The organism is Nocardioides carbamazepini (assembly GCF_024614185.1).
Taxonomy (GTDB): Bacteria; Actinomycetota; Actinomycetes; order Propionibacteriales; family Nocardioidaceae; genus Nocardioides; species Nocardioides carbamazepini.
Map to the genome: position 1 here is coordinate 154,677 of NZ_JAHTLF010000025.1, position 14,417 is coordinate 169,093.

At 70.8% G+C, this 14,417-nt stretch carries 14 protein-coding genes; 12 read left to right on the top strand and 2 right to left on the bottom strand.

All coding sequences use genetic code 11. The annotated features are described in order from the left end of the window. The first annotated feature begins 90 nt into the window (after nucleotides 1-90). The 12 genes from KVF89_RS26780 to KVF89_RS26835 all read left to right on the top strand — a co-directional run bounded on the left by KVF89_RS26780 (nucleotide 91) and on the right by KVF89_RS26835 (nucleotide 12,527). Nucleotides 91-2,193, top strand: coding sequence for an oxidoreductase (locus KVF89_RS26780; RefSeq protein WP_257430184.1), 2,103 nt, complete (start codon nucleotides 91-93; stop codon nucleotides 2,191-2,193). A gap of 29 nt (nucleotides 2,194-2,222) precedes the next feature. Continuing rightward, nucleotides 2,223-2,594: a cupin domain-containing protein gene (locus KVF89_RS26785; protein ID WP_257430185.1), complete on the top strand. Its 372-nt coding sequence runs from the start codon at nucleotides 2,223-2,225 to the stop codon at nucleotides 2,592-2,594. Between the two features lie 29 nt (nucleotides 2,595-2,623). Further along, nucleotides 2,624-4,114 (top strand): aldehyde dehydrogenase, encoded by a 1,491-nt coding sequence (locus KVF89_RS26790; RefSeq protein WP_257430186.1) that lies wholly within the window; start codon nucleotides 2,624-2,626, stop codon nucleotides 4,112-4,114. A gap of 55 nt (nucleotides 4,115-4,169) precedes the next feature. Continuing rightward, on the top strand, nucleotides 4,170-4,610 hold the full coding sequence (locus KVF89_RS26795) for a RidA family protein (RefSeq protein WP_257430187.1): 441 nt from the start codon (nucleotides 4,170-4,172) through the stop codon (nucleotides 4,608-4,610). Next, a complete protein-coding gene (locus KVF89_RS26800; protein ID WP_257430188.1) occupies nucleotides 4,607-5,275 on the top strand; it encodes a DUF1028 domain-containing protein in 669 nt (222 codons plus the stop codon). The genes KVF89_RS26795 and KVF89_RS26800 overlap by 4 nt, the downstream gene beginning before the upstream one ends. 4 nt (nucleotides 5,276-5,279) lie before the next feature. Next, nucleotides 5,280-6,416: a M20 family metallopeptidase gene (locus tag KVF89_RS26805; RefSeq protein ID WP_257430189.1), complete on the top strand. Its 1,137-nt coding sequence runs from the start codon at nucleotides 5,280-5,282 to the stop codon at nucleotides 6,414-6,416. Nucleotides 6,417-6,536: 120 nt separating this feature from the next. Beyond that, complete coding sequence (locus KVF89_RS26810) at nucleotides 6,537-7,415, top strand: NUDIX hydrolase (RefSeq protein ID WP_257430190.1); 879 nt, start codon at nucleotides 6,537-6,539, stop codon at nucleotides 7,413-7,415. Between the two features lie 307 nt (nucleotides 7,416-7,722). Further along, entirely contained in the window at nucleotides 7,723-8,820 is a 1,098-nt protein-coding gene (pstS, locus tag KVF89_RS26815) for a phosphate ABC transporter substrate-binding protein PstS (protein WP_257430191.1), read from the top strand. A 114-nt stretch (nucleotides 8,821-8,934) separates the two neighbouring features. After that, entirely contained in the window at nucleotides 8,935-9,903 is a 969-nt protein-coding gene (gene pstC / locus KVF89_RS26820) for a phosphate ABC transporter permease subunit PstC (protein WP_257430192.1), read from the top strand. Continuing rightward, the gene (gene pstA, locus KVF89_RS26825; protein WP_257430193.1) at nucleotides 9,900-10,955 is read left to right on the top strand and encodes a phosphate ABC transporter permease PstA; all 1,056 of its coding nucleotides are present in this window, start codon (nucleotides 9,900-9,902) and stop codon (nucleotides 10,953-10,955) included. Before pstC ends, pstA begins: the two co-directional genes overlap by 4 nt. A 26-nt stretch (nucleotides 10,956-10,981) precedes the next feature. Next, nucleotides 10,982-11,761, top strand: a complete 780-nt coding sequence (gene pstB, locus KVF89_RS26830; RefSeq protein WP_257430194.1) for a phosphate ABC transporter ATP-binding protein PstB — start codon at nucleotides 10,982-10,984, stop codon at nucleotides 11,759-11,761. 19 nt (nucleotides 11,762-11,780) lie between these two features. After that, nucleotides 11,781-12,527 (top strand): winged helix-turn-helix transcriptional regulator, encoded by a 747-nt coding sequence (locus tag KVF89_RS26835; RefSeq protein ID WP_257430195.1) that lies wholly within the window; start codon nucleotides 11,781-11,783, stop codon nucleotides 12,525-12,527. A 110-nt stretch (nucleotides 12,528-12,637) separates the two neighbouring features. On the opposite strand, the gene KVF89_RS26840 is transcribed toward KVF89_RS26835, so the two are convergent. Then, nucleotides 12,638-13,666 (bottom strand): inorganic phosphate transporter, encoded by a 1,029-nt coding sequence (locus KVF89_RS26840; protein ID WP_257430196.1) that lies wholly within the window; start codon nucleotides 13,664-13,666, stop codon nucleotides 12,638-12,640. A gap of 11 nt (nucleotides 13,667-13,677) precedes the next feature. Further along, nucleotides 13,678-14,298, bottom strand: a complete 621-nt coding sequence (locus KVF89_RS26845) for a DUF47 domain-containing protein (RefSeq protein WP_257430197.1) — start codon at nucleotides 14,296-14,298, stop codon at nucleotides 13,678-13,680. Nucleotides 14,299-14,417: the final 119 nt, after the last annotated feature.

The window sequence follows — 14,417 nt, forward strand, 5'->3', positions numbered from 1 at the left end:
GGGTGACCGACGGGGCCGGCCACGCTGTCGCCAGAACTGCGCAGCCGGGCGGCTGCGCGCCGACACCGGCTCCCGGAGGAGGCGCAGCCCGTGGTCCAGCAGACAACGGCCGGCCGGTACGACGTCCTGTTCGAGCCGGTCGCGATCGGACCGCTCACGACGAGGAACCGCTTCTACCAGGTGCCCCACTGCAACGGCATGGGCTACCGCGATCCCAGTGCCCAGGCCGCGATGCGGCGGGTGAAGGCCGAGGGCGGCTGGGGCGTCGTCTGCACCGAGCAGGTCGAGATCCACCCGACCTCCGACATCGCGCCCTTCATCGAGCTGCGCATCTGGGACGACCAGGACCTGCCCGCGCTGGCCCGCATCGTCGAGGCGATCCACGCCGGCGGCTCGCTGGCCGGCATCGAGCTCGCGCACAACGGCCTCAACGCCCCGAACCTCTACAGCCGTGAGGCCCCGATCGGGCCCGCGCACCTGCCGGTCGCCACCTTCACCGCCGACCCGGTCCAGGCCCGGGCGATGTCGAAGGCGGACATCGCGGACCTGCGGCGGTGGCACCGCAACGCCGTACGCCGATCGATCGACACCGGGTACGACATCGTCTACGTGTACGCCGGGCACGCCCTCGGCGGCATCCACCACTTCCTGTCGCCGCGCTACAACCAGCGCACCGACGAGTACGGCGGCAGCGCCCGGAACCGGATGCGGCTGCTGCGCGAGATCCTCGAGGAGACCCAGGAGGAGGTGGCCGGCCGGGGTGCCGTCGCCTGCCGCCTGACGGTCGACGAGCTGCTCGGCCCGGCCGGCATCTCCCGGCCCGACATCGAGGAGGTGCTCGGCGAGCTGGGGGAGCATCCCGACCTGTGGGACTTCGTGATGGGCAGCTGGGAGGACGACAGCAACACCTCCCGGTTCGGGCCCGAGGGCGAGCAGGAGCGGTACGTCGCCGGCCTCAAGGAGCTCACCTCCAAGCCGGTCGTCGGGGTCGGTCGCTTCACCTCACCGGACCTCATGGTGCGCCAGGTGCGGTCGGGGATCCTCGACCTGATCGGCGCCGCCCGGCCGTCGATCGCCGACCCCTTCCTGCCCAACAAGATCCGCGCCGGCCAGCTCGAGCGGATCCGTGAGTGCATCGGCTGCAACCTCTGCGTGTCCGGCGACTTCACCATGTCGCCGATCAGGTGCACGCAGAACCCGAGCATGGGCGAGGAGTACCGCCGCGGCTGGCACCCCGAGTTCATCCGGCCGCGGGAGTCCGCGAAGCGGATCCTCGTCGTCGGCGCCGGACCGTCCGGCCTCGAGGCGACGCGGGCGCTGGGCGAGCGTGGCTACGAGGTGACCCTGGTCGAGGCGACACGCGACCTCGGTGGCCGCGTGGCCAAGGAGTCGCGCTTGCCCGGCCTCGCGGCCTGGATCCGGGTCCTGGACCACCGGCAGCAGGCGATCGACGCCCTGCCGCTGGTCGACGTCTACCGGGAGAGCCCGATGACCGCCGCGGACATCGCGGAGTTCGGCTTCGAGCACGTCGCGGTCGCCACCGGCGCCGTCTGGCGCCGCGACGGCGTCGCGCGCTGGCACACCCAGCCGGTCGCCGTCCACGACGCGGCCGAGGTGCTCACCCCCGACGACCTGATGGCGGGCATGCGTCCCCGCGGCCGACGTGTCGTGCTCTTCGACGACGACCACTACTACCTCGGCGGGGTGCTCGCGGAGCTGCTGAGCACCGAAGGGTACGACGTCCACCTCGTCACCCCGGCCTCCACCGTGTCCTCGTGGACCGTCAACACGATGGAGGTCGCCAAGATCCAGCGCCGGGTGCTCGAGGCCGGCGTCACGACCTGGTGCAACCACACCGTGACCGAGGTCGGTGCCGACCACGTCGTCACGATGAACGTCTTCACCGACCGGTGCGCGCCCCTGGCCGCCGACAGCGTGGTGATGGTGACCGCGCGCCTGCCGGAGGAGTCGCTGCTCAACGAGCTCCAGGCGTCGCTGGGCAGCACGCTCGCCAGCGTCCGTGGCATCGGCGACGCCTGGGCGCCCGGCACCATCGCCGCGGCGGTGTGGTCGGGCCGCCGCTTCGCCGAGGAGTTCGATGCCACGCTCCCCGCCTCCGACGAGGTGCCCTTCCGGCGCGAGGTCACCCGGCTCTCGCCCACCGTCTACCACCCCGCCTTCCCCCACCAGTGACCCCCGGTCGCCCAACGAGAGGAACACCCATGCCCGACGCCCGCCGTACCTATGCCGGTCCGCCGCCGGAGAGCGAGCTGACCCCTTGCAGCTACGTGTCCGCCGCCGCGCTCATCGACGGAGACCCCCAGGAGCGCGAGTATCTCTACCTGACCACGCCCGACGGCAGCTGCACCGTCGGCGTCTGGGAGGCGCAGCCCTACGCCGAGCGCTTCGACGACTACGTCGGCAACGAGTTCTGCACGGTGCTGCGGGGCCGGCTCACGCTGACCGCCGACGACGGGACGACGCAGACCTTCACCACCGGCGAGAGCTACGTGATGGAGAAGGGCTGGTCCGGCGTGTTCCGGGTCGAGGAGCCGTTCCTCAAGTCCTTCTGCCTCTCCGTCCCGCAGTCCTGACCCCGCCTGAGCCAGAAGGGCCGCATCCCATGTCGAAGTCCGTCGAGGAGTGGCGCGCGATCGCCGCCCGGATCGAGCCCCGGGACCGGCTCTGGATCGGCGGCAGGTTCGTCGACGGTGCGACGGGGTCCCGGGCGCCGACGGTCGACCCGGCGACCGGGGCGGTGCTGGCGCGGGTCGCCCAGGCCGACGCGGCGGACGTCGACGACGCTGTCGCGGCGGCCCGACGTGCCTTCGAGGACGGTCGCTGGCGCAAGCAGGCGCCCGGCGATCGCAAGGCCGTGCTGCTCCGGCTCGCCGACCTCGTGCGCGGGCACGCGGACGAGCTCGCGCTCCTCGACACCCTCGACGGCGGGAAGCCGATCGCCGACACGTCCACGGTCGACGTGCCGGGCACCGCCGCGATCCTGCAGTGGTACGCCGAAGCCGTCGACAAGGTCTACGGCGAGGTGGCCCCCACCGCGCCCGGCCACCTGGCCCTGGTGACCACCGAGCCGCTCGGCGTGATAGGCGTCGTGGTGCCGTGGAACTACCCGCTGGAGACGGCGATCTGGAAGCTCGCGCCGGCGCTCGTGACCGGCAACTCGGTGGTGCTCAAGCCGTCCGAGGAGACGCCGCTGTCCGTGCTCCGGCTCGCCGAGCTGGCGGCCGAGGCCGGGCTGCCCGACGGAGTGCTCAACGTCGTACCGGGAGCGGGGGAGGTCGCGGGACGCGCGCTGGGCCTGCACCCCGACGTGGACGCGATCGCGTTCACCGGGTCCACCGAGGTCGGCAAGCGCCTTCTGCAGTACAGCGGGGCGTCGAACATGAAGGCCGTCTGGCTCGAGTGCGGCGGCAAGAGCGCCAACCTCGTCCTGGCCGGGGTGTCCGACCTCGACGCGGTGGCGGACGGCGTCTGCGCCGGGATCTTCACCAACCAGGGCCAGGTGTGCTCGGCGAACTCCCGGCTGGTCGTCGACCGCACGGTCAGGGAGTCGCTGATGGAGAAGGTCCTCGAGCGCGCCGCCCGGATCATCCCCGGCGACCCGCTGGACCCCGCCACGACGATGGGACCGCTGGTCAGCGAGGCCCACGCCGACCGGGTACGCCGCTCCATCGGTCTCGCCGCCCGGGATGGCCGGGTCCTCCTCGGCGGGTCCACCCTCGCCAGTGCGCCCACGCGGGCGTTCGTCCCGCCCACGATCGTGGACCGGGTGGCTCCCTCGGCGACCTTGGCGCGGGAGGAGGTGTTCGGCCCGGTCCTCGCGGTGATCGAGGTGAGCGGTGAGGACGAGGCCGTCGCTGTCGCCAACGACTCGGTCTACGGCCTCGCGGCCTCGGTGTGGACCGACGACGTGCGCCGGGCCCACCGCGTCGCCGCGGCGCTGCGTGCGGGGACCGTCTCGGTCAACACCGTCGACGCCCTCGACGTCACCACCCCGTTCGGCGGCTTCAAGCAGTCCGGCATCGGCCGGGACCTCTCCCTCCACGCCCTCAGGAACTACACCGCGGTCAAGACGACCTGGTTCGACAACACCTGAGCCCACGCGGGCCGCACCCGGCCGGCCCCAGCAACGAGAGCAAGGAGCACCTGACGTGAACGAGCCCATCGTCGCGGGCGGCCACACCCGGATCCGCCCGTTCAACACGCGGGACACCTATCCCGAGCAGAGCCTCGACAACGACCTGTGCCAGGCGGTCGTCGCCGGCAACACGGTCTACGTGCGCGGGCAGATCGGACAGGACCTCGACACCAGCGCCTCCGTCGGCGTCGGCGACGTCGAGGCGCAGGCCGACCGGGCGATGGCGAACATCGCGATGCTGCTGGAGGAGGCCGGCTCCGAGGTCGCCCATCTGGTGAAGCTCACCGTCTACATCGTCGACCCGCGCTACCGCGAGGCGGTCTACCGTGCCATCGGCCGGTGGACGACGGGCGTGCACCCGATCTCGACCGGTCTGGTGGTGTCCGCGCTGGCACGACCGGAGTGGCTGGTCGAGGTCGATGCCATCGCCGTGATCCCGGAGGCGACCCGGTGACGTTCTCGGTCCTCGGCACCGACGGCCGCGGCGGCGTAGGCATCGCGGTCACCTCGTCGAGCCCGGCCGTGGCGGCCCGGTGCGTGCACCTGCGCCCAGGCGTCGGCGGCGCCGCGTCCCAGAACGTCACCGACCCGCGCCTGGGCGTCGCGCTGCTCGACGCACTCGAGTCGGGACAGGATCCGGCGGCCGCCCTGGCCGCGGTGACACGGGACCGCGATCTGGTGGAGCACCGGCAGCTCGCCGTCCTGGCCCCGGACGGCACGGGCGCCGCCTTCTCGGGATCGGGATCGCTCGGGGTCCACCACCACGTGGTGGGCAGCGGCGTCGTGGCCGCGGGCAACCTGCTGGCCGACAGGTCGGTGGTCGACGCGGTCGTCGTTGGCTTCGAGGCCGCGTCCGGCGATCTCGAGGAACGGCTGCTCGGCGCCCTCGCCGCCGGACTCGCCGCTGGTGGTGAGGCCGGACCGATCCACTCGGCCGGGCTCGCCGTGGTGCGCGATGTGGCCTGGCGGGTCACCGACCTCCGGGTGGACTGGAGCGAGGATCCCCTCGGCGAGCTGCGCTCCCTGCTCGACATGTGGCTGCCGCAGCGCGACGACTACGTCACCCGCGCCCTGGACCCGACCGCCGCGCCGTCGTACGGCGTGGCCGGGGACGAGTGATCCGGTGCGGGACCACGTCGCGGCCGCCGTGCGCGCCGATGCCGAGCTGCTGATCGATCTCTCCGAGCGACTCCACGCGCACCCGGAGACGGCCTGGGAGGAGCACCGGTCCGCGCGCTGGGTGGCCGCGATGCTCGACGACTCCGGCTTCACCGTGACGCCGGCGTACCTAGGGCTGGACACGGCCTTCCTCGCCACCTTCGGCAGCGGCCCCTTCCGGCTCGGTCTCTGCGCGGAGTACGACGCGCTCCCCGGCCTGGGTCACGCCTGCGGGCACAACCTGATCGCCGCCATCACGGTCGGCGCGGCACGTGCGCTCGCACCGCTGGCGGATGCCGCCGGTCTCACCATCGAGGTCTACGGCACCCCTGCCGAGGAGGGCGGCGGCGGCAAGATCGAGCTGCTGGACCGGGGCGCGTTCGCCGGCCTGGATCTCGCGATGATGGCGCACCCCGCACCGGTGGACGTCGCCGAGGCCGAGCCCTTCGCCGTCTCCCACTCGCATGTGTCCTACCGTGGCAAGGCGGCGCATGCCGCGGCCTACCCGGAGCAGGGGGTCAACGCTGCCGACGCCTTCACCATCGCCCAGGTCGCGATCGGCCTGCTCCGTCAGCAACTGCCGCCGAGCGCCCGGGTCCACGGCGTGATGACCAACGGCGGCGAGGCGCCCAACGCCATCCCCGCGCACACAGAGGGCCGCTGGTACGTGCGTGCCGACTCGCTCGCCGCTCTCGCGGAGACCGAGGACAGGGTCCGCCGCTGCTTCGAGGCCGGTGCTCTCGCCACCGGCGCCCACCTCGAGGTCACGCCGGAGAGCAAGCCCTACGCCGAGTTCCGCACCTACGTCCCGGCCCTGGCGGCGTACCGTCGCAACGCCGAGACCCTCGGCCGCACCTTCGACCCGGGCACCCCCGCGCGCCGGATGAACCGTGCCTCGACCGACATGGGCAATGTGTCCCAGGTCGTGCCGGCCATCCATCCCTACATCGGCATCGGCTCGCTCCCCGCGCTCAACCACCAGCCCGAGTTCGCCGCCCGCTGCATCGGCGCCGACGCCGAGCGGGCCCTGCTGGACGCCGCCACCGCACTTGCCTGGACCGCGCTGGACGTGTCCGGACAAGCAGGTCAAGTCGTTGGCTGAGCCCGCTGAGGACCGGCGCACCCGCATCACCACGGTCCTTGGCCGTGGATGCGACGACGCGGACGCAACATCGCAACCACCGGCGGGACCTCGGAGGCGGCAGGCCTCTACGCTGGGTCCGTGCCCGACATCCTCGCTGCCGGCGTGGTCGTGTTCCGTCCCGGACGCGAGGTGCTGCTCGTGCATCGCCCGAAGTACGGCGACTGGTCGTTCCCCAAGGGCAAGCTTGACCGCGGCGAGCACCCGACCGCGGCGGCGGTCCGTGAGGTCGCCGAGGAGACCGGTGTCCACGTCCGGCTGGGACCCCCGCTGGTGTCGCAGCGGTACCCGGTCGCCCGCCGGATGAAGACCGTCCACTACTGGACGGGCCGGGTCGTGGGCGACGACGACGTGTCGGCGTACCGGCCCAACGAGGAGATCGACGACGTCGCCTGGATGCCGGTCGACCAGGCACCGCAGCGGCTGACCTACGAGCGCGACCGGGAGACGCTCGCGGCGGCCCTGAAGGTGCGCCGCAGGACCCACGCCGTCGTCGTCCTCCGCCACGCCCGGGCCCGTTCGCGGAGCGCGTGGCGGGGCCCGGACGCCGGCCGCACGCTGCTCCGGGTCGGCGAGGTCGAGGCGGACCGCCTGGTGCCGCTCCTGGCGGCCTACGACGTCACCCGGGTCGTCACGTCGACGAGCACCCGGTGCGTGCAGACCGTGCGGCCCTACGCCGAGACCGCGGGCTTCCCGCTGGACCTGCGCCCGCGGCTGAGCGAGGAGAACGCCACGCCGAAGGCGGTCGCCAAGGTCGTCGACGACCTGCTCGCGACCGAGGCCGGCAGCGTCCTGTGCACCCACCGTCCGGTCCTGCCCCTCGTGTACGACGCCGCGGGGGTCGAGCTCGACCCCGAGTGCGGACTGGCACTTGCCGAGGCGCTCGTGCTGCACGTGCGCAAGAGCCGCGTGGTCGCTGTCGAGCGCCACCGTCCCTGGCCGTTGAGTCGTCAGTTCTGACCCGTTGAGTCGTCACCTCTGACCTGCTGAGCGGTCACCTCTGACCCGTTGACTCGTCGCCGGTGAGCTCTGCTCAACAAGTGACGGCTCAGCGAGTCAGAACCGACGACTCAGCGAGTCAGAACCGACGACTCAACGGGTCAGAACTGACGACTCAACACCGTGCGCCCCGCCCCGACCGCCACTGTTCACCGTTCGTTCAGATCGGTCGGGGAGTTGTGTTACCGACGCTGCCTAACTTCAAGCTCGTCCTACTACGTATCGAGGGGCGGGAACCGATGCCCCTCACCTCCGAGAGGCGAGTTCCTTGAAGCTCAAGTCCATCCGCCGCGCCGCTGTGCCCGGTATCGCTGCTCTGGCCCTGCTGATGAGCGCCTGCGGCGCGTCCAACGAGGACGGCGGCAGCGACGACGGTGACACCGGCAGCGGTCTCAGCGGCAACCTGAAGGGTGGCGGCGCGACGTCGCAGGAGAAGGCCCAGGAGGCCTGGAAGACCGCGTTCCAGGGCCAGAACGACGGCCTCACCATCGACTACGCGCTGCTCGGCTCGACCGACGGCCGCAGCCAGTTCACCAGCGGCGCCCTGTCCTTCGCCGGATCCGACTCCTACATCGCCGACGAGGAGCTCGAGGCGGCCAAGGAGCGCTGCGGCGGCAACGTCATCGAGGTCCCGGCGTACATCTCCTCGATCGCGGTCGCCTTCAACCTCCCGGGCGTCGACACCCTCAACCTCGACGCCGACACGATCGCGAAGATCTTCGACGGCAAGATCACCAACTGGAACGACCCGGCGATCGCGGACCAGAACCCCGACGCCACCCTGCCCGACCTCAAGATCGCGCCGGTCCACCGCGCCGACGACTCGGGCACCACCAAGAACTTCACCGACTATCTCGGCAAGGTCGCGCCGGAGGCGTGGGGCTACGAGGCCGAGGACGCGTTCCCGGTCTCGGGCGGCCTCTCCGCGGAGGGCACGTCGGGCGTCGTCAAGCAGATCGGCGACACCGAGGGGGCCATCGGCTACGCCGACGCCAGCCAGACCGGCGACCTGAACGTCGTCTCGGTCAAGGTCGGCGAGGAGTACGTCGCCCCGTCGCCGGAGGGCGCCGCCAAGACCGTCGCCGTCTCACCGGTGGTCGAGGGACGCGACGCGACCGACATCGCGGTCGACGTCGACCGCAACACCACGGAGGCCGGCGCCTACCCGGTCATCCTGCTGTCCTACCTCATCGCCTGCGAGACCTACGAGGACCAGGCCGAGGCGGACAACGTCAAGGGCTACCTGAGCTACATCGTCTCCGACGAGGGGCAGGCCGAGTCGGCCGACTTCGCCGGCTCCGCGAAGCTCGCGCCCGAGACCGCCGCCCAGGCGCAGGAGATCGTGGCGGGCATCGCCGCCCAGTGAGCTCTGTGAGGGGTGAGGACGGGCAGCCCTCCTCACCCCTCGCACCCACCCCCGAGCAGCACCCGAGCAGCACTCGATCAGCACTCGATCAGCACCCGAGCATGAGGTGAACCAGTGACAGCACCCACCGCCGAGGCCGAGGAGGCCTCCGCGAACTGGGCCAGCGCCCGAGCCGGAGTCGGCGACCGGATCTTCGCCGGCAGCGCCCTCGCGGCCGGCCTGACCATCCTGGCCGCCCTGGCCGGCGTCTTCGTGTTCCTCGCGGTCAAGGGCGCATCCGGCTTCACCAAGCCGGCGGAGGTCTACGGCCCGCACGCCGAGAGCTTCCTCGGGTACGTCGTCCCGCTGCTCGTCGGCACCTTCACCGCCTCGATCATCGCGCTGATCATCGCGGTACCACTCTCCTTCGGCATCGCGCTGGTCATCAGCCACTACGCGCCGCGGTGGATCGCCGCACCCGTCGCCTACGTGATCGACCTGCTCGCCGCCGTACCGTCGGTCGTCTACGGCCTGTGGGGCGCCTTCTTCCTCGCGAAGAAGCTCGTGCCGATGCACGAGTGGCTGCACGAGAACCTCGGCCCGATCCCGGTCGTCGGCAACCTGTTCGGCGAGCCGAACCCGGCCGGTCGCTCGGTGCTGACCGCCGGCATCGTGCTCGCGATCATGATCCTCCCGATCATCACCGCCATCACCCGCGAGGTGTTCTCGCGCACGCCGCGACTGCACGAGGAGGCCGCCCTGGCCCTCGGTGCCACGCGCTGGGAGATGGTGCGGATGACGGTCTTCCCGTACGCCCGCTCCGGCATGGTCTCGGCGGTCATGCTCGGCCTGGGCCGCGCGCTCGGCGAGACCATGGCCGTCACGATGGTGCTCTCGGTCGGCTTCGACCTCTCCTGGAACATCATCGCGACCTCGAGCCCGACCTCGATCGCGGCCAATATCGCGCTCAAGTACAAGGAGCGCAGCGCCGACCTCCTCAACGTCCTCGTCGCGACGGGTCTGGTGCTCTTCTTGATGACCTTCCTGGTCAACTTCCTCGCCCGCTGGATCGTGGGCCGCAGCGAGAGGCGGATGGCGAAGTGACCACCCTCGAAGAGGTGCAGACCCGGGTCCACGTCCCGCTCGTCCAGCCGCGGCTGCCGCAGCAGGCGCCTCTCGTCGTCGGCGGGATCGCCGCCGCCTTCGGCGCGCTGCTGCTCGTGCTCGGCCTCGGCATCGTCGGCGCCGTCATCCTCGGTGCCGTCGCCTACCTGGTCGCGCTGCCGGTCTGGTCGCTGGTGATCGAAGGACGCCGCGGCGCCACCGACCGGCTGATGACCGGCCTGATCTGGACGTCCTTCGCGATCGCCGTGGTCCCGCTGGTGTCGCTGATCTGGCGGGTCATCGCCAAGGGCGCCGGCCGGATCGACGGCACCTTCCTCAGCTACTCGTTCTTCAAGACGCAGATCGACCAGCCGGTCGGCGTCTACCACGCGATCATCGGCACGCTGCTGGTCACCCTCGGCGCCGCGGTCATCTCGGTGCCGGTGGGCGTGATGGCGGCGATCTACCTGATCGAGTACGGCAAGGGCAACAAGCTGGCCAAGGCGATCACCTTCCTGGTCGACGTCATGACCGGCATCCCCTCGATCGTCGCGGGCCTGTTCGCCTTCGCGCTGTTCACGCTGATCTTCGGCCCGGCCTATGTGTCCGGGGTCGGAGGATCGGTCGCGCTCTCGCTGCTGATGATCCCCATCGTGGTGCGGGCCACCGAGGAGATGCTGATGCTCGTGCCCGACGACCTGCGCGAGGCGTCGTACGCGCTGGGCACGCCGAAGTGGAAGACGATCGTGCGGATCGTGCTCCCCACGGCGCTGGGCGGCATCCTCACCGGCATCACGCTCGCGACCTCCCGGGTGATCGGCGAGACGGCCCCGCTGCTGCTCATCGCCGGCGCCACGGACCGCACCAACATGAACGTGTTCGACGGCGCGATGACGACCCTGCCGGTCCTCATCTACGGACAGAACCTGCGGGGCGACGCCCCCGCCGAGGCGATCGCCTGGGGGGCCGCCTTCATCCTCATCGTCATCGTGATGGTGCTCAACCTCGCAGCACGCATCGTCGGCAAGATCTTCGCGCCCCGGACCAAATGACCAGCAGGGTTCAGAAAGAAGCAGTCATGGCCAAGAGCATCGACGTCTCCGACGTCAACATCTACTACGGCGACTTCCTCGCCGTCGAGGGCGTCAACATGACGATCCGCGCCGGCGCCGTCACCGCGTTCATCGGCCCCTCGGGCTGCGGCAAGTCCACCTTCCTGCGCTCGCTCAACCGGATGCACGAGGTGATCCCGGGCGCGCGGGTCGAGGGCAAGATCGTCGTCGACGGGCAGGACCTCTACGAGCAGGACGTCGACCCGGTCGCCGTACGCCGCCAGGTGGGCATGGTCTTCCAGCGGCCGAACCCGTTCCCGACGATGTCGATCTACGACAACGTCCTCGCCGGCCTCAAGCTCAACGCCGGCAAGATGAAGAGGTCCGCGGCCGACGAGGTCGTCGAGAAGTCGCTGCGCGGCGCCAACCTGTGGACCGAGGTCAAGGATCGGCTCAACAAGCCGGGCATGGGTCTCTCCGGCGGCCAGCAGCAGCGCCTGTGCATCGCCCGCGCGATCGCGGTGGAGCCGCAGATCCTGCTCATGGACGAGCCCTGCTCCGCGCTCGACCCGATCTCGACCTCGGCGATCGAGGACCTGATCCACGAGCTCAAGGACGAGTTCACCATCGTGATCGTCACCCACAACATGCAGCAGGCGGCGCGGGTCTCCGACGACACCGGCTTCTTCAACCTCAAGGCGACCGGCGAGCCGGGTCACCTGGTCGAGTTCAACCCGACCAAGAAGATGTTCGCGAACCCGGACGACCCGTCGACGGAGGCCTACATCTCCGGTCGTTTCGGCTGAGCCGGGCCGCCACACAACCATGGGCACACGGGACGGGCGCCGAGACGTCCGTCGCCAGTCCGTGCGCGCCTACCTCCACCGCTGGGTCGAGTCCTCGGGAGCACAGCTCCTCGTGGTCGACCCCACCGACGACGGGGGTGCGCTCGCGGAGGCGATGGCCGGCCGTGGCGTGCACGTGACCTGGGTCGGGTCGACCCTCGACGCTCTCGTGGAGTTCGGGCGCACCGATCCCCACGCGGTCGTGGTGACCTCCGAGGCGCCGGGCATCCCGGCGGAGGAGTTCGTCGGCGTGATCCGGCAGCACGGGGCGCCGTACGTCATCGCGGGGACCTGCTCGATCGCGGGCACCGGAGCGGACGGGGTGGGGCCACTCATCCTGGCCGGCGCCTCGGCCGTCGTCGTGCGCCCCTACGTGCCGCAGCACCTGTGGGAGCTGCTCACCCACGCGCCGCGCTCGCTCGCCGAGCACGCCCGGCTCGAGATCGGCGCGCTCGCGCTCGACGCGACGGCGTACAGCGTGCGGGTGAACGGCGAGCGGATCGCCGACCTGCCGCTCAAGGAGTTCGAGCTGCTGCGGGCGCTCATGCTCGCCTCGCCCGGCGTGGTCACCGACGACGAGCTGCGGGACGCGCTGTGGGGCACCGACGGCAAGCGCCCGGGCGGCAACACGATCGCCATGCACGTCACCCGGCTGAGGACGCGGCTGGGAGCCGTCGCCGACGTACGCCGGATCCGGGGGAGGGGCTACTCGCTCACCGTCGGCTGAGCGACCGGCCACATGGCCGGCAGCGTGGCGACCGCGCGGAGCGCATCGGAGGCAAGCATGGGCCCGGAGGGTCCGTGCGCAGCCTTCGATAGGCGACACGCTCGGCCAGACTAGAGAAGCACGAGGCGGAGCAGCTCGTAGCAGCCCCACGCGGCGCCCGCCGCTGCCGGGAACGTCGAGACCCAGGCCAGCAGGATGGTGCGGGCCATGCCCCAGCGGACCGCGGAGAGCCGCTTCGTCGCGCCGGCACCCATCACCGCGGAGGTGATGGTGTGGGTGGTCGAGATCGGGGCGTGGAAGACGAACGCGGTCGTGTAGAGCACGCCCGCGCCGACCGACTCCGCCGCGAAGCCGCGCGGCGGGTCGAGGTGGATGATCTTGCGGCCCAGGGTGCGCATGATCCGCCACCCGCCGGCGTAGGTGCCAGCGGAGATGGCGCCCGCGGCGGCGAGCACGACCCAGATGGGGAGGTGGTCGATGCTGTAGTCGCCGGGGTAGGCGATCACCAGCGTCAGCAGGATGACGCCCATCGTCTTCTGGGCGTCCTGCAGGCCGTGACCGAGCGCGAGGGCCGCGGCGGAGATCGTCTGCATGCCACGGAAGCCGCGGTTGATCCGGTGCGGGTTGCCGCGGCGGAAGATCCACAAGATGGCGGTCATCACCGCGAAGGCCGCACAGAAGCCGAACAGCGGCGAGATGACCATCGGGATGAGCACCTTCTGCAGGATGGTGTCCCACTTGACGCTGACCCCGCCCGCGACCGCCGCGCCGACCAGGCCGCCGATGAGGGCGTGCGAGGAGGACGACGGGAGGCCGAAGTACCAGGTGATCATGTTCCAGATGATCGCTCCGAGCAGACCGGCCATGACGATGACCAGGCCGTGGTGCACGCCGACGAGCAGTGTTCCGCTCTTGTCCTCGATCGTGATCACGTCCGCGACCGTCTTGGCGACCTCCTGACCGAGGAGCGCGCCGATGAAGTTCATCAGCGCGGCCAGGGTGAGCGCGATCCGCGGCGTGAGGGCGCGGGTCGAGACCGAGGTCGCGATCGCGTTCGCGGCGTCGTGGAAGCCGTTGGTGTAGTCGAACGCCAACGCGATGACGACCACGGCGATGACGATCGCCAGGGTGAGGGTCATGGGAGGACCGGTCAGCCTTCCTTGACGGCGATCTGCTCGACGATGTTCGCGACCTTCTCGAACGCGTCGATGGCGCCCTCGAGGGACTCGACGATGTCCTTGAGCTTGAGCACCTCGATGGTCGCGTACTCACCGGAGAACAGCTTGGCGAGCGTGCGCCGGTGGTTGCGGTCGCCGGCGTTCTCGAGGCGGTTGATCTCGATCCAGTAGTCGTCGAGCGACTGCATCGACTGCAGACGCGGCATCGCGGCCGCGGTCAGCTCGGCGCAGCGCTGGAGCACCTCGACCTGCTCGGAGAGCTCGGCCGGGAACGCCACCTGCACCTCGTAGAGCAGGATCAGGTCGACCGCCTCGTCCATCATGTCCATGACGTCGTCGAGGCCCGACCCGAGGTCGTAGATGTCCTCGCGGTCGAAGGGCGTCACGAAGGTGCTGTTGACCTTCTTGACGATCGCGTGGGTCGTCTCGTCGGCGGCGTGCTCGGCGGCACGCATCCGTTCGGCGACGTTCGCTTTGTCCGAGGACTCGGACAGCATCTCCGCGAGGAGCTCGGCGCCGCCCACGAGGTGCTGGGCCGACTGGGTGAAGAGGTCGTAGAAGGATGTATCGACCGGACGCAGACGCAGACCCACATGGACTCCCGTTGAGGCGGTGGCGAACGGCCTCATGCTAGGGGACCACGAGCGCGTGAACGCAACTGCGGGCGATGTCGCGGTCTGTGGTGCGGAGCACCACGACCCGTTGTCGCAGG

Bases quoted from the DNA above. Each gene is read 5' to 3' on its own strand.
- KVF89_RS26785 (WP_257430185.1), top strand. From the start codon at position 2,223: ATGCCCGACGCCCGCCGTACCTATGCCGGTCCGCCGCCGGAGAGCGAG.
- KVF89_RS26790 (WP_257430186.1), top strand. From the start codon at position 2,624: ATGTCGAAGTCCGTCGAGGAGTGGCGCGCGATCGCCGCCCGGATCGAG.
- pstB (WP_257430194.1), top strand. From the start codon at position 10,982: ATGGCCAAGAGCATCGACGTCTCCGACGTCAACATCTACTACGGCGAC.
- KVF89_RS26835 (WP_257430195.1), top strand. From the start codon at position 11,781: ATGGGCACACGGGACGGGCGCCGAGACGTCCGTCGCCAGTCCGTGCGC.
- KVF89_RS26840 (WP_257430196.1), bottom strand. From the start codon at position 13,666: ATGACCCTCACCCTGGCGATCGTCATCGCCGTGGTCGTCATCGCGTTG.